The organism is Micrococcus sp., assembly GCF_034179925.1.
In the GTDB taxonomy this organism is placed as follows: Bacteria; Actinomycetota; Actinomycetes; order Actinomycetales; family Micrococcaceae; genus Micrococcus.
Map to the genome: position 1 here is coordinate 1 of NZ_JAXFPG010000034.1, position 15,297 is coordinate 15,297.

General features: G+C 74.4%; 16 protein-coding genes and 2 tRNA genes. 8 read left to right on the forward strand and 10 right to left on the reverse strand.

Annotated elements, in window-relative coordinates; all coding sequences use genetic code 11:
- Positions 1-113: 113 nt before the first annotated feature.
- Positions 114-920, reverse strand: a complete 807-nt coding sequence (locus SPI96_RS06930; protein WP_321081640.1) for a hypothetical protein — start codon at positions 918-920, stop codon at positions 114-116.
- A 389-nt stretch (positions 921-1,309) separates the two neighbouring features.
- Here SPI96_RS06930 and SPI96_RS06935 point away from each other — a divergent pair, with 389 nt between their 5' ends.
- From SPI96_RS06935 to SPI96_RS06970, 8 genes are all read left to right on the forward strand, one after another.
- Positions 1,310-3,544 (forward strand): DEAD/DEAH box helicase, encoded by a 2,235-nt coding sequence (locus SPI96_RS06935; RefSeq protein ID WP_321081641.1) that lies wholly within the window; start codon positions 1,310-1,312, stop codon positions 3,542-3,544.
- A gap of 53 nt (positions 3,545-3,597) precedes the next feature.
- Positions 3,598-3,669: transfer RNA gene (locus SPI96_RS06940), tRNA-Thr, on the forward strand.
- A 58-nt stretch (positions 3,670-3,727) separates the two neighbouring features.
- Positions 3,728-3,801: transfer RNA gene (locus SPI96_RS06945), tRNA-Met, on the forward strand.
- Positions 3,802-3,868: 67 nt separating this feature from the next.
- On the forward strand, positions 3,869-5,377 hold the full coding sequence (locus SPI96_RS06950; protein ID WP_321081642.1) for a hypothetical protein: 1,509 nt from the start codon (positions 3,869-3,871) through the stop codon (positions 5,375-5,377).
- A 60-nt stretch (positions 5,378-5,437) separates the two neighbouring features.
- The gene (locus tag SPI96_RS06955; protein ID WP_321081643.1) at positions 5,438-5,725 is read left to right on the forward strand and encodes a hypothetical protein; all 288 of its coding nucleotides are present in this window, start codon (positions 5,438-5,440) and stop codon (positions 5,723-5,725) included.
- Positions 5,726-5,794: 69 nt separating this feature from the next.
- Positions 5,795-6,244 (forward strand): MaoC family dehydratase N-terminal domain-containing protein, encoded by a 450-nt coding sequence (locus tag SPI96_RS06960; protein WP_321081644.1) that lies wholly within the window; start codon positions 5,795-5,797, stop codon positions 6,242-6,244.
- A complete protein-coding gene (locus SPI96_RS06965) occupies positions 6,244-6,789 on the forward strand; it encodes a MaoC/PaaZ C-terminal domain-containing protein (protein WP_321081645.1) in 546 nt (181 codons plus the stop codon). Before SPI96_RS06960 ends, SPI96_RS06965 begins: the two co-directional genes overlap by 1 nt.
- A complete protein-coding gene (locus tag SPI96_RS06970; RefSeq protein WP_321081646.1) occupies positions 6,786-7,979 on the forward strand; it encodes a UDP-N-acetylmuramate dehydrogenase in 1,194 nt (397 codons plus the stop codon). Before SPI96_RS06965 ends, SPI96_RS06970 begins: the two co-directional genes overlap by 4 nt.
- 362 nt (positions 7,980-8,341) lie before the next feature.
- Here the strand turns inward: SPI96_RS06970 and asd are convergent, their stop codons facing one another.
- The 9 genes from asd to mshD all read right to left on the reverse strand — a co-directional run bounded on the left by asd (position 8,342) and on the right by mshD (position 15,276).
- Positions 8,342-9,520, reverse strand: a complete 1,179-nt coding sequence (gene asd, locus SPI96_RS06975; RefSeq protein WP_321081647.1) for an aspartate-semialdehyde dehydrogenase — start codon at positions 9,518-9,520, stop codon at positions 8,342-8,344.
- 10 nt (positions 9,521-9,530) lie between these two features.
- Positions 9,531-9,830 (reverse strand): NF038396 family protein, encoded by a 300-nt coding sequence (locus SPI96_RS06980; RefSeq protein WP_321081648.1) that lies wholly within the window; start codon positions 9,828-9,830, stop codon positions 9,531-9,533.
- Complete coding sequence (locus tag SPI96_RS06985) at positions 9,827-10,390, reverse strand: dihydrofolate reductase (protein ID WP_321081649.1); 564 nt, start codon at positions 10,388-10,390, stop codon at positions 9,827-9,829. The genes SPI96_RS06980 and SPI96_RS06985 overlap by 4 nt, the downstream gene beginning before the upstream one ends.
- Positions 10,390-11,220 carry a thymidylate synthase gene (locus tag SPI96_RS06990; protein WP_321081668.1) on the reverse strand — a complete coding sequence of 277 codons (831 nt, stop codon included), beginning with the start codon at positions 11,218-11,220 and terminating at the stop codon, positions 10,390-10,392. The genes SPI96_RS06985 and SPI96_RS06990 overlap by 1 nt, the downstream gene beginning before the upstream one ends.
- Position 11,221: 1 nt before the next feature.
- Complete coding sequence (locus SPI96_RS06995) at positions 11,222-11,599, reverse strand: GntR family transcriptional regulator (RefSeq protein WP_321081650.1); 378 nt, start codon at positions 11,597-11,599, stop codon at positions 11,222-11,224.
- Positions 11,596-12,624 carry a hypothetical protein gene (locus SPI96_RS07000; protein ID WP_321081651.1) on the reverse strand — a complete coding sequence of 343 codons (1,029 nt, stop codon included), beginning with the start codon at positions 12,622-12,624 and terminating at the stop codon, positions 11,596-11,598. Before SPI96_RS07000 ends, SPI96_RS06995 begins: the two co-directional genes overlap by 4 nt.
- Positions 12,625-12,764: 140 nt before the next feature.
- Positions 12,765-13,118 carry a GNAT family N-acetyltransferase gene (locus SPI96_RS07005; RefSeq protein WP_321081652.1) on the reverse strand — a complete coding sequence of 118 codons (354 nt, stop codon included), beginning with the start codon at positions 13,116-13,118 and terminating at the stop codon, positions 12,765-12,767.
- 24 nt (positions 13,119-13,142) lie between these two features.
- Positions 13,143-14,150: an NUDIX hydrolase gene (locus SPI96_RS07010; RefSeq protein ID WP_321081653.1), complete on the reverse strand. Its 1,008-nt coding sequence runs from the start codon at positions 14,148-14,150 to the stop codon at positions 13,143-13,145.
- A 115-nt stretch (positions 14,151-14,265) separates the two neighbouring features.
- Positions 14,266-15,276, reverse strand: a complete 1,011-nt coding sequence (gene mshD / locus SPI96_RS07015; RefSeq protein ID WP_321081654.1) for a mycothiol synthase — start codon at positions 15,274-15,276, stop codon at positions 14,266-14,268.
- Between the last annotated feature and the right edge of the window lie 21 nt (positions 15,277-15,297).

A 15,297-nucleotide genomic window follows, 5' to 3' on the forward strand; every position in this document is an offset into this window, starting at 1 on the left:
GGGGGGGCGCGCGGGGGCCCGTCTGCCCCCGGACCCCCCCCCCCTCCCCCCCCCCGACGTGGAGGTGTAGGGAGCGGTGGTGTAGGGAGCGGTGGTGTGGGCGAGGGTGGGGGTCAGCGGCGCAGGCGTGAACGGACCGGCGGCAGCCAGACCAGCACGGCACCGATCGCCATCACCAGTCCCATCAGCAGGAACAGGGCGTTCGGCCGCAGCAGCGCCGGCACCACCAGCAGCACCGCCAGGAACGTGAGGGTGGAGACGGCGGCCCGACGGCGGCGCATCAGGCCCACCACACCCCACAGCGCCATGAGGGCCAGCACGAGGCACAGCGCACCCATCGTGAACTGGCCCGTGGCCCCGCCCAGGGGGCCGATCGACTCCACGCCCGTGAGGGGGTCGATCACCGGGCCCCCGGATCTGCGCGCCCGCTCCCCATACCAGAGGAATGCCCCGCCCAAGCCGGCGATGAGCACGGCCACGCCCGTCCACCACAGGCGTGCCACGCGCAGCAGCGGGTGCACGAGCCCGGCCTCGGCGGCGTCACGGGCGTCGAGGGCCCGCTCACGCTCGGCACGCCGGGCCTGCAGCCGCTCCTCGTCCTCGGCGGCGGCACGTTCGCGGACCTGGGCCAGGCGGGCATCGTCGGCGGCCTGCCGTCGGCGGAAGTCGCGGGCGGCCTCACCGGCGGCCTGACTGGCCTGGGCTCCCCACCGGGCGGTGCGCTTGCGGAGGGTGTCCGCAGCGGACGGGCTCCCAGCCTGCGGGGCTCCGACGCGCGGGCCGGGCGCGGGGGAGGGGGACGCCGCGGTCTGCTCGGCCTGACGCCGGGCGGCGCGGTCGGCCGCCTGGCTCTCCTGGAAGGCCCGCGCGGCGCGTCCGGCGGCGCGGGCGAAACGGTGCTGCCTGCTGTTCTCTGCCACACCCCGAGCCTATCCGGCCCAACGCCCCTCCGGCCCGGCACCTCTTCGGCCGAGCGCGTGTCCGCCTCGTGGCCCTCGGTCGGGGTCCGTTCCTCCGGGCGGGGTGGCCGACGGCACACCGTCCCGGCCTGGGGTCTGGGCCGGACCTCGCGTACAGTGGACGGACCGGATCCGGTACCTCCCCCCCTTGGAGATGACGAGCGTGGACGCGTGAGCCACGCCGATGGATGCAGATGTCGTGCAGATGTGTGTGCGGGCCGCGAACGTCGCGGCCCCGGGGGCTCGCCGGGTGAACGGTTCCAACCCGCCCAGCAGAGCCTGCACCGCCGTGACGCCGACCCGCGACCGCCGTCGCGCCGTGCTGCCTGCGCACTCCTCCAGGAGGATCCATGACCACCCAGCCCTCGCACACCCCCGCCGACGAGACCGTCGCGCCGGAGCAGGCCGCCGAGACCGTGGAGAGCGTCGAGACCACCGAGGCCGTGGAGAGCGTCGAGACCACCGAGTCCGCCGAGACCACGGAGCCCACCGAGTCCACCCTTGCCACCGAGTCCGCGGCTGTCACCGAGTCCGAGACCGAGCCCGAGGCCCCCGCGGCCGAGCCCGAGCCGTCCGGCCCCACGTTCCTCGAGCTCGGCCTGGACGCCCGCGTGCTGGCCGCCGTCGACGACCTCGGCTACACCGCCCCCTCGCCCATCCAGGAGGCGACCATCCCGCTGCTGCTGGACGGCCGCGACGTCGTGGGCCTGGCCCAGACCGGCACGGGCAAGACCGGCGCGTTCGCCCTGCCGGCGCTGTCCCGGCTGGCCGAGACCTCGGACGTGACCGGGCGTGCCGACGCCCCGCAGATCCTCGCCCTCGCCCCGACCCGCGAGCTGGCCCTGCAGGTGGCCGAGGCCTTCGACGCCTACGCCAAGCACCTCGACGACGTCTCCGTGGTCGCGATCTACGGCGGTGCCCCGTACGGGCCGCAGCTGAGCGCCCTGCGTCGCGGCGCGCAGGTGGTGGTGGGCACCCCGGGCCGTGTGATCGACCACCTCGAGCGCGGCAACCTGGACCTCTCCCAGCTGCAGACCCTCGTGCTCGACGAAGCTGACGAGATGCTGCGCATGGGCTTCGCGGAGGAGGTGGACCGCATCCTCGCGGACACCCCGGACTCCAAGCAGACCGCGCTGTTCTCCGCGACCATGCCCCCGGCGATCCGCCGGATCTCCGCGCAGTACCTGCACAACCCGGAGGAGGTGGCCGTGGCCCGCCAGTCCACCACTTCCTCGACCATCCGTCAGCGCTATGTGCAGATCGCGCATCAGCGCAAGTTCGAGGCCATGACGCGCATCCTCGAGACGGAGCAGCACGAGGGCGTCATTGCGTTCGTGCGCACCCGCGCCGGCACGGATGAGCTCTCCCAGCGCCTGAACCAGGCCGGCTTCACCGCAGTGGCGCTCTCGGGTGATGTCGCCCAGAAGCAGCGCGAGAAGATCGTCGAAGACCTCAAGGCCGGGCGGGTGGACATCCTCGTGGCCACCGACGTCGCCGCCCGCGGCCTCGACGTGGAGCGCATCTCTCTTGTGGTGAACTACGACATCCCGCAGGACGCCGAGTCCTATGTGCACCGCATCGGCCGCACCGGTCGCGCCGGGCGCACGGGTGACGCCGTGCTGTTCGTCACCCCGCGTGAGCGGTACCTGCTCAAGCAGATCGAGCGGACCACGCGCCAGTCGGTCGAGGAGATGCAGGTGCCCACGGTGGCGCAGGTCAACGAGGCCCGTCTGGGACGCGTGGGCGAGCAGATCACCGCCACCCTCGAGTCCGCCTCGGGCCGGGACCTCGACCTGTTCGAGAAGCTCGTGACCGACTACGTGGCGGAGAAGCAGGCCGATCCGGCCCGTGTGGCCGCCGCGCTGGCGCTGATGTCCCAGGGCGGGCGGGCGCTGCTGGGCGCCCAGGACGAGATCCCCGCGGGGGGACGCCGGGACCGTGAGGACCGCCGCGAGGGCCGCCGGGACCGTGAGGATCGTGGTGCGCGCGGGGACGGGCGTGGCTCCCGCGGCCCGCGCCGGGAGCCGGCCGCCGGCAACGCGACGTACTGGATCGGTGTCGGCCACCAGGACCGCGTGCGCCCGGGCAACATCGTGGGCGCCCTGGCGAACGAGGTCGGTCTGCCGGCGTCGGCGATCGGTGCGATCGACCTGCGCGGCAACCATGCGCTCGTCGAGCTCCCGGCGGACCTGACCCCCTCCCAGCTGGATGCGGCCGCCCGGGCCGAGATCAACGGCCGTCGCCTGAACCTGCGCAAGGACACCGGCCGGCCCACGCGTGAGGAGCGCGAGGACCGCGGGCACGACGACGGCGGCCGTGGCGGGTTCCGCGCCTCGCGTCCGGGGTTCCGCAAGGACCGTGGCGAGCGTCCTGAGCGCTCCGGGGGCTTCCGCAAGGACCGTGAGGACCGTGGGGGATTCCGCAAGGACCGCGAGGACCGTGGGGGCTACCGCAAGGACCGTGAGGACCGTGGCGGCTTCCGGAAGGACCGCGAGGAGCGCGGCGGGTTCCGCGGCGCCGGCACGGGCGGCAAGAAGCCCCGCTGGGGCTCCGAGCAGCGCCGTGATCGCGGTCCGCGCCGCTGACCGACACCCGATTTGCACGCGGGCGTGAGGCTCTGATAGAGTCTCACCTCGTTGCCCCGATAGCTCAGTGGTAGAGCGCCATCTTGGTAAGATGGAGGTCCCGGGATCGATTCCCGGTCGGGGCTCTGATATGAGAGCCCGTTCTCTCGGCTTGCGCCGCGAGCGCGGGCGTTCTCATGTCGTGGCGGCGTAGCTCAGCTGGTTAGAGCGCACGACTCATAATCGTGAGGTCGGGGGATCGAGTCCCCCCGCCGCTACCGCGGATGGCCCGGACCTATGAGGTCCGGGCCATCGTCGTCTCCGCCGCCGTACCGAGGACCTGCCATGCCCACCACCCTTGCCCCTGCCGTGCTGCACCGCCGACGCGTCCTGCGTCTGGGAGCGGCCGGCATGCTCGGCTCGGCGGCTGTGATGGCCGCCGTCCCGGCTGGCGCCGTCACCGCTGGCGAGGCCCGCCGTGTGCTCGTGCCCACCGCCGTGCGCTCGAGTGCGAACGCCGCGGCCCCGGTGCGCTTCCGCCTGGCCGCGGGCACGCGTGTGAGCCTCACGGGCTACCGCAACGGGGCGTGGGTCGGGGTGCGGCACCGGCTCGGCCTGGGCTTCGTCCTCGAGTCCGTCCTGGGCCCGGACCCGGTGGACGGCATGCGGATGCAGGCCGCGGAGGTGCTGTTCGTGCGCTCCGGGGCCGGCGACGCCCATCCGTGGCGTTTCCTCGTGGGCCGCGGCCGTGCGGTCTCCCTCACGGGCCGGGTCAACGGCGCCTGGTACGGGGTGCGTCACGCCCTCGGCGTGGGCTGGGTGAAGGCCGCTGCGCTGGCACTGCCCGGTGCGACGCTGCCGGCCGTGCACACCACCCAGCGCCTGCGCGTGGCCGCCTCCGCCTGGGTGCGCTGGTCGGCGTCGGCGACGGCGGCGGTGCGCTTCCGGCTCGAGGCCGGCGCCGTCGTCGGGCTCATGGGGGACGCCCGCGGCACCTGGGTGAACGTGCGCCACGCCCAGGGCGCCGGCTGGATGCCCGCCGCCGCGCTGGCGGCCGGCCCCGCGCCGACGTCGGCCCAGGTGGCCGAGCCCGCGGTGCCCGTGACGGTGCGCGGCCGCAGCCACACCGCCGACGGCCGCACCTACGGCTACCACGTGGTGGCCGACGGGATCGACTGGTCCAAGCCGGTGGGCATGGCCGTGTACCTCGAGGGCGACTACTGGTATGCGAAGGACTCCGTCTACCTCACCCCGACCGGGGCGCGGGCCGTGGCCCTGGCCGCGGAGGCCAACCGCCGCAACATGGTGCTCGTGGTGCCCCAGACGCCGCGTCCGCGCCGCGAGGGCTACGGCTACCTGTGGTGGTGGGACACCGAGCGCCAGGGCAACAACGTGTGGCTGTCCTCCCTGCTGAGCACCCTGTACCGGGCGCACCCGATGCTCGACCGCTCCCGGCACTGGTTCCTGGGCTACTCGGGCGGGGCCGAGTTCCTCACCTTCGAGTTCTTCGCCCGCGCGCCCGAGAACACGGTCACCGGCGGCGGCGCCGTGATGGTGGCCGGCGGCGGCGTGGAGGACGCCGGCAAGACCCGCTTCTACGCGATGCCCCCGGCCGCGTTCCGCCAGTCCGTGCGCCTGGAGTGGTTCGTGGGGGACCGCGACGGCGTCGGCGCCACCTGGCCGGCCACCTGGTCCGCGCTGCAGGCCACCGCCCTGGGCGAGCAGGCCTACCGGCAGGCCGGCTTCACCCGGACCGCCCGCACAGTGCTGCCCGGTGTGGACCACTCCGGCTACGACCTCGCCGCCCTGCTCGGCCGCGGCCTCGAGAAGGCCGGGATCCGCCGCCTGCGTTGACGCCCGCGCCCGGCTCCCGGGCCCGGCACGCGGGCCGGTGCGTTCCGTAGACTCGGGCCCATGCCCACCACCCCGGACCGCCCCTCCGCCCCCGCCGGCTTCGTGTCCCCGTGGCAGAACGGCTCGGCCCTGTACCGCCGGCTGCTGCTCACCGGCAGCGGCCTGTTCCTCGTGGGCATCGTGCTCTCCGTCGTCGGCGCCCTGATGCACCGCCCGCCGGTGTCCTTCGCGGCCCTGGGCGTGCTGGGTCTGGGCGTGCTCGTGCACCTGGCCGCGCAGACCGTGCGCGTGCGGCAGGCCGCGCGTCGTCAGGGTGGGACCGGGCAGTCCCGGACGGGCGGCCGGTAGGCTGGAGGACGCCGTCGCCGGCCCCGCCGCGCGGCACTCCGTCCCACCCCCCAGACCAGAGGAGCCACCGTGAGCGACGCCGAGTCCCTCGCCGGGCGCGAGTACCCGCCCGCGCCGACCTACCAGGTCGGCCGTGAGGCTGTGCGAGCCTTCGCGGACGCCGTGCAGGCCAGCCACCCCGCCCACCGGGACGTCGACGCCGCCCGTGCCCTGGGGCACGCGGACCTCGTGGCCCCGCCCACCTTCGCCGTGGTCGTCGCCCAGCGCGCCGAGGCCGCCGTCGTCGCGGACCCGGAGGTCGGCATCGACTTCTCCCGTGTGGTGCACGCGGACGAGCGCTTCACCCACCACCGGCCGATCGTCGCCGGAGACGAGCTCACCGGGCGGGTACGCGTGGAGGCCGTCAAGCAGCTGGGGGGCCACCGGATGGTCACCACCGTCACGAGCATCGCGGACGCCGCGGGCGAGCCCGTCTCCGACGTGCGCTCCACCCTGCTGGTCCGCGGGGAGGAGTCCTGATGACCGCGCCCGAGACCCAGGCCCCCGCCCGCCCCGTGCTGGCCGACCTCGCCAAGGGCGACGTGGTGGCCGAGCGTGAGATCCCGCTGACCCGCGCCGGGCTGGTCGCCTACGCGGCCGCCTCCGGGGACCACAACCCGATCCACTGGAACCAGTCCTTCGCCGAGTCCGTGGGCCTGCCGGGCGTGATCGCCCACGGCATGCTCACCATGGGCACGGCCATGCAGATGGTCGCCGACTGGGCCGGAGACCCAGGCGCGGTGGTGGACTGCCAGACGCGCTTCACCTCCATGGTCCCAGTGCAGGACACCACCGGCCTCACCGACGACGACGGCGCCCCCGTGCCCGGTGCCGTGCTGCGGATCCGCGGGGTGGTGGGGGCCGTGGATGAGGCCGCCGGCACCGTCCGCGTGGACCTCACCGTGGAGGATCCGGCCCAGGAGAAGCCGCGCGTGCTCACGAAGGCCCAGGCCCTGGTGCGCCTGGCCGACGGTGCCGAGGCCGGTGTCGCAGACGCGGCCGAGGGCGAGGGGGCCGGGGCGTGAGTGAACGCCTGGCCGACCACACCACCACGCGCGTGGGCGGGCCTGCCCGCCGCTGGGTGAGCGCCCGCTCCGAGGCCGCGGCCGTGGAGGCCGTCCGCGCCGCCGACGCCGCGGGCGAGCCCCTGTTCGTGCTCGGCGGCGGCTCGAACACCCTCATGGCCGACGCCGGCTTCGAGGGCACCGTGGTGCACATGGCCTTCGACGGCCTCGAGGTGCTCGGCGAGGGTGAGACTGACCCGGAGATGGCCGAACCGGACGCGACCGACCGGGGCGGGGACGCCGTCGTCGTGCGGGTGGCCGCCGGGCACCGCTGGGACGACGCCGTCGCCTGGACCGTGGAGCACGGACTGGCCGGCATCGAGGCGCTCTCCGGGATCCCCGGCTCGGCCGGGGCCACACCGGTGCAGAACGTGGGCGCCTACGGGGCGGACGTGTCCCAGGTGCTCGTGTCCCTGCGTGCCTGGGACCGTCAGGCGCCCGGGGGAGGGGCGGTCGTGGAGCTGAGCGCGGATGAGCTGCGCTTCGGCTACCGGGACTCGATCATCAAGCGCTCCATGGTGGACTCCGGTGCGCCCAGCCCCCGGTGGATCGTGCTGTCCATCGACCTGCGGCTGCGCCGTGCGGCCTCCGGGGCCGAACCCACCGCCCCCGTGCGGTACGCGCAGCTCGCGAAGGCGCTCGGCGTGGAGGAGGGCTCACAGGCGGGCCTGCGCACCGTGCGGGAGCAGGTCCTGGCCCTGCGCGCCTCCAAGGGGATGGTGTCCGATGGCGAGGACCACGACACCTGGTCCACCGGCTCCTACTTCACGAACCCGATCGTGCCGGCTTCGGTGCGGGCACGGCTGCCCGAGGGTGCCCCGGCGTTCGCGGCGGGGACCGCGCCGGACGGCACCGAACTGGTGAAGCTCTCCGCCGCCTGGCTGATCGACCACGCCGGCTACGGCAGGGGCTTCGGCCTGCCCGAGGTGGCCCCGCGTGAGGGCGGCCCCGACGGGCGTGGACCGGACGGGACAGGGCTGGCCGGGGGGCGGGCGTCCCTGTCCACGAAGCACACGCTCGCGGTGACCAACCGGGGCGGGGCGAGCACCGAGGACGTGCTGACCATCGCCCGAGCCGTGCGCGACGGCGTGCGCGAGCGCTTCGGCGTGGAGCTGCACCACGAGCCGATGATCATCGGCACCCGCCTCTGAGACGCGGGCGCTCACGTGTCGTGGGGGCGCTCAGGTGTGGTGGAGACACTCACGTGTCGTGGGGGCGCTCAGATGTAGGGAGGCACCCACGCGTGGTGCGGTCCCTCGTCCCCTCGTGCACGCCCCGCCCCTTGCGTTCTCCCCCGCCCCCCGCCCCCCTTGTGTGCGCGAACCAGAGAGTATGGCCCCGAATCGACCTGATTCGGAGCCGTACTCTCTGGTTCGCGGGATGGGGGTGAGCCGTACTCTCTGGTTCGCGCGAGAGAGCAGGGGTGGGAGGGGTCGCGAGAGAGTGGAGCGCGTGAGGGGCGTCGGCGCGAGCCCGTGAGCCCTCTGGCAGGGGGAAGGACCTACGCGAGGGCTCAGAGGTCGCCGGTGGCGATCATGAGCATGCGGCGGAGCGGCTCGGCGGCCCCCCACAGCAGCTGGTCGCCCACGGTGAACGCGGACAGGTACTCCGGGCCCATGTTCAGCTTCCGCAGGCGTCCCACGGGGATGTCCAGGGTGCCGGTCGCCGCGATCGGGGTGAGGTCCCGCATGGAGGCCTCCTTCTCGTTCGGCACGACCTTCGCCCACGCGGTGCCCTCGGCGATGATCTCGGTGACCTCGTCGAGCGGCACGTCCCGGGTGAGCTTGAGGGTGAGGGCCTGGGAGTGGGAGCGCATGGCACCGATCCGCACGCACAGCGAATCGAACGGGATCCGCTCGGCCCCGGTCAGCCCGAGCACCTTGTTGGTCTCGTCGAAGGCCTTCTGCTCCTCCCGGGACACGCCGTTGCCGAGGTCGGAGTCGATCCACGGGATGAGCGAACCGCCCAGCGGCACACCGAAGCGGCTCGCGTCGAGGTCTCCGGAGCGCTGCAGCTGGAGCACCTTGCGGTCGATCTCCAGGATCGCCGAGGCCGGGTCCGCGAGCTCGTCGGCCACCACGCCGCCCAGGGCCGCGTACTGGGTGAGCAGCTCGCGCATGTGGCGGGCGCCACCGCCGGAGGCCGCCTGGTAGGTCATGGCGGTGCCCCATTCCACGAGTCCGGCGCGGAACAGCCCGCCCAGGCCCATGAGCATGCAGGACACGGTGCAGTTGCCGCCGATGAAGTCCTTGGTCCCGTCGGCGAGCGCCGCGTCGATCACGTGCCGGTTCACGGGGTCGAGCACGATCACGGAGGAGTCCTCCATGCGCAGGGTGGAGGCGGCGTCGATCCAGATCCCGTCCCAGCCGGCGGCGCGCAGGCGCGGGTGCACCTGCTGGGTGTAGTCCCCGCCCTGGGCGCTGACGATGATCGGCAGGGTCCGCAGCACGTCGACGTCGTACGCGTCCTGGAGGGTGCCGGCGTCGCCGGTCATGCCCTCGAAGGTCGGTGCGGGGCCGCCGGCGCTGGAGGTGGAGAAGAACACCGGGTTCACCCGGGCGAAGTCCCCCTCCTCGGCCATGCGCTGCATGAGCACGGAGCCGACCATGCCTCGCCAGCCCACGAAGCCCACGGTGGGCGTGGCGGCGGAGGAGACGGGCAGGGGCGCGGAGGAGGCGTCGGTGACGGTCATGCCGTCCAGGCTACCGGCCGTCGGCGGCGTCCTGCCGGGAACGACGGCGGCGCGCCCAGGTCATCAGCCCGGCCACGGCGAACACCTGGGTCAGCACAAGCAGGAACACGAGCCCGGCCACGGTCTTGCCCTGCAGCACCAGCACCAGGCCCATCACCGCGCACACGAACGCGAGCACGGGGAACGCCACGAGCGCGAGGAACGCGACGGCCTGGGCGTCGATCAGGCCCGCGCCTCGGGGGCTGCGGGTTTCGGTCTCGTCCGCGTTCCGGCGGGCCTCGTCGCGGTGGCTTCTGTTCGGTGCGCTCATCGCTCCCTCTCCCACCGCTCGAACCGGTAGGGCAGGCCCGTGCGGGAGTGCGCCCATTCGCCCGGGCCGGGGTCGGCGGCGGTCATTCGCCAGCGCCCGTCGAGCCCGGGGGCGTACGTGTCGCCGGTGACCTCTGTGTCCACCCGGGTGATCTCGGCGCGGGTGGCCACGTCCAGCGCGGCCTCGAACAGGCTGACCCCGCCGATCACCCACACCAGGTCCAGCCCGTCGGCCTCGGCGGCGGCCGCCAGTGCGGCCCCGAAGTCCTGGACGACGACGGCGCCGGCCGCACGCAGGTCCGCGGCGGCGTCGTCGGTGGCGGTGAGGGTGCGGCTGAGCACGATGTTCGTGCGCCCGGGCAGGGGGCGGGCGGCCGCCGGGAGGGAATCCCAGGTGCGCCGCCCCATGATCACGGGGTGCCCGTCGGTGAGGGCCTTGAAGCGGGCGAGGTCCTCGGGCAGGTGCCAGGGCAGGGTGCCGTCCACGCCTATCACGCCGGTGGGGCTCTGCGCCCAGATCATGCCGATGGTCTGGCGGGGTGCGGTGTCGTGGGGTCCCATCAGACGGCCACCGGGGCCTTGATGGCGGGGTGGTGGCGGTAGTCCACGAGCTCCACGTCCTCCTCGACGTAGTGGAACAGGTCCTCCGGGGTGCGGCGCAGGCGCACCTGCGGGTAGGGGAGGGGCTCCCGGGAGAGCTGCTCGCGCACCTGCTCCTCGTGGTTGGTGTAGATGTGGCAGTCCCCGCCGGTCCACACGAACTCGCCCGGGGTGAGCCCGGTCTGCTGGGCCACCATGAGGGTGAGCAGCGCGTAGGAGGCGATGTTGAACGGCACGCCGAGGAACAGGTCTGCCGAGCGCTGGTAGAGCTGGCAGGAGAGCACGCCGGGGCCGCCGTCGGGGTCCGGGGCCACGTAGAACTGGAACAGGGCGTGGCAGGGGGGCAGGGCCATCTGGTCTACCTCGGTCGGGTTCCAGGCGGTCACGATGTGCCGGCGGGAGTCGGGGCGGGTGCGGATCTGCTCCACGACCTTCGCGATCTGGTCGATGTGCCCGCCGTCGGGGGTGGGCCAGGAGCGCCACTGCACGCCGTAGACGGGGCCGAGGTCCCCGTTCTCGTCCGCCCATTCGTCCCAGATGGTGACGCCGCGCTCTTGGAGCCAGCGCACGTTGGAGTCGCCGCGCAGGAACCACAGCAGCTCCAGCAGCACGGAGCGGAAGTGGACTTTCTTGGTGGTGATCAGGGGGAAGGACTCGGCGAGGTCGAAGCGCAGCTGGCGGCCGAACACGCTGCGGGTTCCCGTGCCGGTGCGGTCCGTCTTGAGTGTGCCGTTGGCCAGGACGTCCGCGAGGAGGTCCTCGTAGGGGGTCGGGATGCTCACCCGGGGCAGTCTACCGAGCGGCCGCGTCCAGGGCCTGGGCGACGGTCCGGCGCACCCGGTCCGCGTCCCAGCCGGCGGCCCGGGCGGCCTGGACGGCCTCCCGCAGGGTCCGCTCCACCGCGGCCTCGTCGGGGCCGGGCGGGGTGTCCGCCACCCGGGTGCCGCGTCCGCGCAGGGTCTGCACGACGCCGGCCGCCTCCAGCTCCCGGTAGGCGCGCGCCACCGTGCCCGGCGCGATCCCGAGGTCTGCGGCGAGGGTGCGCACCGAGGGCAGGGCGGATCCGGGGGCCAGGGTGCCGGCCCCCACGTGGGCGGCCACCTGCGCGCGGATCTGCTCGAAGGGCGGCACCGGTGAGCGCAGGTCCACCTCGAGGGACGGGCTGTTCACGCTGGGCTCCCGTCGGTGCCTGAGGCGCGTTCGCCGTGGCGCAGCACCTGCAGCCCGGGGGAGCGCCACAGCGCCAGGAGCACGGCCAGCACCAGGAGGGCGACCGTCCCACCCACGGCCGCGGCGTCGATCCAGGGGGCGAGTGGGCCGGCGGGCAGAGCCGCGGGGTGGTCGGGCAGGAGGCGAGCCAGGTCGTCGCGTGCGGTGCGCGAGCCGACCAGCAGGTTCCACATGCCCGCCAGCTGCAGGGCCAGGACCAGCACGGCGGTGCGCTGGAGTCGGTTCGCGGCGACCCAGCGGGCGGCGGTGTCCTCCCCGGGGGTCAGCCCGGGGACGGGGCGGCGCCGGGCCAGCCCGCGCAGCACCAGGGCGGTGGTCACGAGTGTGGCCAGGACGGCCAGGCCGATCCACGGCAGCAGCTCCCACCCGGCCGGGACTGCCCGGAGGGCGGCGACGGTGCGCATCAGCTCCGCATCGGCCCCCTCGGGCTCGATGAGGCGGGGCACCCCGGGCTCGGCGGCGAGCACGGCCGCGAGGGCGGCGGCCAGGGTGAGCAGCCCGCCGCCGAGAGCCAGCAGGGTGCGGTCGAGCAGGGGCCGCAGGCGCCGGGGGGCGAGTCCGGCGCGCCGGACATCGCCGCGGGGGGAGGGGAACACGCGGGATCCGACGGCGTGGATCGCCCCGACGGCCAGCGGTGCCATCACGGCCATGAGGGTCGTGCCGGCCGCGGAGGGGTGGACGGTGATGCCGAACCAGCCTCCGCCCAGGGGCTGCGGCACCGTCTCCGGATCCGATATGGGGAAGACCTCCGCGAATTCGGCGGCGAGCAGGGTGAAGGGGAGGGCCGCCAGGGCCGTGACGAGCCCGTGCACGCGGACCGCCCATCGGGCGTCGGAGGTCGAGCCCTCGCCGGGCTGGGGCTGGGCCGGACCGGCCGACTCCACGGCGGTGACGATGGTGCGGCGGGCGGAGTACCAGGTGGCCGCCAGCATGAGGGGGACGCCGAGGAAGAGCAGGACTGCCATGGGGACCTCCGGAGGGCATGCGGCCGGGTCGGGGCCATCAGTGCCACTGTATCAATACGGTGGTACACATGCCTCCTTGCGATGCGTACCGTCGTCGTGCCCGGCCCACGCCCCGGCCCGCGCCCGACCGCCGCCGGCGCTCAGACCTCGCGCACCATGTCCTGGTACTCGGGGTAGCGGCGCAGGTAGTCCACCACGTAGGAGCACTCGGGGGAGATGTACTCGCCCTCGGCGCGCAGCCGGTCCAGCACGAGGGTCACGAGGGCCCGGGCGTAGCCCTTGCGGCTGTGGGCCTCGTCGATGATCGTGTGCTGCAGCCGCACCACGGTCTCTGGTTCTGCGCCCTCGGCACCGGGGCGCTGGGCGACGTCGTAGCCGAGGAACCCGATGAACGTGCCGTCCTGGCGCAGCTCGTAGCGCTGACGGTCGGGGTCACGGCGCAGGCTCAGGCGCTCGTGGGCGATCTTCTCCGGGGGTGGGGTGGTGGTGTCCATGGCTCGAAGCCTAGGCCTGTGGGCTCAGTCGTCCCAGGGGTCGTAGACCTCGACGGCCACGATCGCCCCGTCGCTGGCCTGGTGCAGCACGATCACTGCGCCGGGGCGCAGATATGGGTCCGTGTCCGGCAAGGCCCGCAGGATCGGCCGGGCCGGGTGGGCGGCGGCGTCGTGGATCTGGTCGAGCAGCACGGGCAGTACGGGGCGGTGCGTGCACACCACCTGGTGACGACGCCGGCCCAGCAGGTCCCGGAACACGCGGCGGGTCTTCTTGGGCTTCTCCCGGGCGGTGGTCTCGGTGAACGCGGACTTCGTCTTCAGCGGCAGGCGGGTGGCCTTGACGGTGGGGGCGAGGGTCTCCACGCAGCGCCGCCACGGGGAGGAAACGAGCCGTTCGGGGGCCCACACCTGCACCAGTGAGGCCACGGAGAGCGCCTGACGCCGGCCTGTGGCCGCGAGCGGCCGCTCCTGCTCCGCACGGGACCAGGACGAGCGCGGCTTGGCCTTGGCATGGCGGAGGACCACGAGCGCGGTGGTGCGCAGCCGGCCCCGGTCGGCGGCCGCGGTGAGGGCTTCGAGGGGCTCGAGATCGGTCTCGTTGGTCAGCAGCTCCGCGGCGTGGGCGGGGGTGACCCAGCGGGCCTGGTCCACCTCGTCGCCGTCGGGGCGGGCCTCCAGGCCGGTCGCGTCGGCGGCCCAGTACCAGACCTCCTTGGACAGCGGCCCCTTCCGCTTGCGGCCGCTGACGGTGTAGGCGGTCACCGCCAGGGGGATCCCCAGGCGCACGGCCAGGCCGACCTCCTCGTGGACCTCGCGCACGGCGCACTCGGGCAGGGTCTCCCCGGGGTCGAGCTTGCCCTTGGGCCAGGACCAGTCGTCGTAGCGGGGGCGATGGATCACCAGCACCTCGATGCCCTTGCCGGCACGGCGCCAGGGGATCACGCCGGCGGCGAGGACGTCGGCGTCGGGGGCGGACACGCGGTGGTCCTGCGTGGACCAGGCGGCGGTGCGGTCCGAGGCGGTGGTGGGCATGCTGGTCCGTTCCTGGGTGGGCCGGCGCGGCGGCACGGCCCCGGTCACGAGGGGTGGGCGGGACCAGGATAGGGGACCGCGCCGCCGCCGCGGCGCGTCCCGATCCCGGCGCAGGTCAGCGGCGGAACTGCACGTCCACGTCGGCTGTGCGGAAGCCCAGCCCCGCATAGAGGGCGGTGGCCGCGGCGTTGTCCGCGTCCACGTAGAGGTCCACCGTCTCCACCCCGCGCCCGGCCATGTGGTGCAGTCCCGCCAGGGTCAGCGCCCGCCCGAGTCCGCGGCCCTGTGCGGCCGGTCCGACGCCGAGGACGTACACCTCGCCCACCGGCTCCCTGCCGTCCTGCGGGGCCTCCACCTTGGTCCAGTGGAATCCCAGCAGCGTGCCGTCGGCGTCCTCGGCCAACAGCAGGCCGTCGGGGTCGAACCAGTCCTGGCGTAGGCGGTCCTCGAGGTCGGCACGCGTCATCGCCCCCTGCTCCCGGTGGTGGGCGAAGACAGCCGCGTTGAGCTCCAGCCAGGCCTGCTCGTCCCGGCCGGGAACGAAGGCGCGGATCCGCACCTGCTCGGGCAGCAGGGCCGGCGGCAGGGGTCCGGATTCGGGCAGGTGCAGCCGGAGCCGTCGCAGCTCCCGCACCGGGCGCAGCCCGTGGCGTCGGGCGAGCGGCCGCGCCCCGGGCAGGTCGCCGTGCGCCCACACGCTCGTGGTCGCCTCCTCACCGCGGGAGCGCACCGCCGCGGCGGCTGCGTCCGCCAAGGCCGTCCCGATCCCGGCCCCGCGCCGGAGCGGGTCCACCACGAGCTCCACGACGCCGGGGCCGTCCTCGGCGCCCTCGGGCACGAGCACGGCGGCCCCGAGAGGACCGTCGTCGCCGGCAGGGTCCGGCACCACGGCCCACCAGCGCTGGCCGCCGCGGGCGAGCACGGCGCGGGTCTGGTCGTTCAGCGGGGGGTGCCCGTCGGCCCGGTGGGCGCGATCGGCCAGGGCCAGGATCTGGGCGGCGGTCGCCTCGGACGCCGCCGGCTCCTCCACGACGACGGCACCCGGCCGGTCTGCGCGGGGTGCCGGCGGTGCCGGGGTGGGGCGGGGATCGGCGGGGGAGGCGGCGTCTGCGGGGGTCGGGGCCATGGGCCCCACCCTACGGACCTG

Coding starts and splice junctions, on each gene's coding strand:
- SPI96_RS06935 (WP_321081641.1), top strand. CDS start 1,310: ATGACCACCCAGCCCTCGCACACCCCCGCCGACGAGACCGTCGCGCCG.
- SPI96_RS06950 (WP_321081642.1), top strand. CDS start 3,869: ATGCCCACCACCCTTGCCCCTGCCGTGCTGCACCGCCGACGCGTCCTG.
- SPI96_RS06955 (WP_321081643.1), top strand. CDS start 5,438: ATGCCCACCACCCCGGACCGCCCCTCCGCCCCCGCCGGCTTCGTGTCC.
- SPI96_RS06965 (WP_321081645.1), top strand. CDS start 6,244: ATGACCGCGCCCGAGACCCAGGCCCCCGCCCGCCCCGTGCTGGCCGAC.
- asd (WP_321081647.1), bottom strand. CDS start 9,520: ATGACCGTCACCGACGCCTCCTCCGCGCCCCTGCCCGTCTCCTCCGCC.
- SPI96_RS06980 (WP_321081648.1), bottom strand. CDS start 9,830: ATGAGCGCACCGAACAGAAGCCACCGCGACGAGGCCCGCCGGAACGCG.
- SPI96_RS06985 (WP_321081649.1), bottom strand. CDS start 10,390: ATGGGACCCCACGACACCGCACCCCGCCAGACCATCGGCATGATCTGG.
- SPI96_RS07000 (WP_321081651.1), bottom strand. CDS start 12,624: ATGGCAGTCCTGCTCTTCCTCGGCGTCCCCCTCATGCTGGCGGCCACC.
- SPI96_RS07005 (WP_321081652.1), bottom strand. CDS start 13,118: ATGGACACCACCACCCCACCCCCGGAGAAGATCGCCCACGAGCGCCTG.
- SPI96_RS07010 (WP_321081653.1), bottom strand. CDS start 14,150: ATGCCCACCACCGCCTCGGACCGCACCGCCGCCTGGTCCACGCAGGAC.
- mshD (WP_321081654.1), bottom strand. CDS start 15,276: ATGGCCCCGACCCCCGCAGACGCCGCCTCCCCCGCCGATCCCCGCCCC.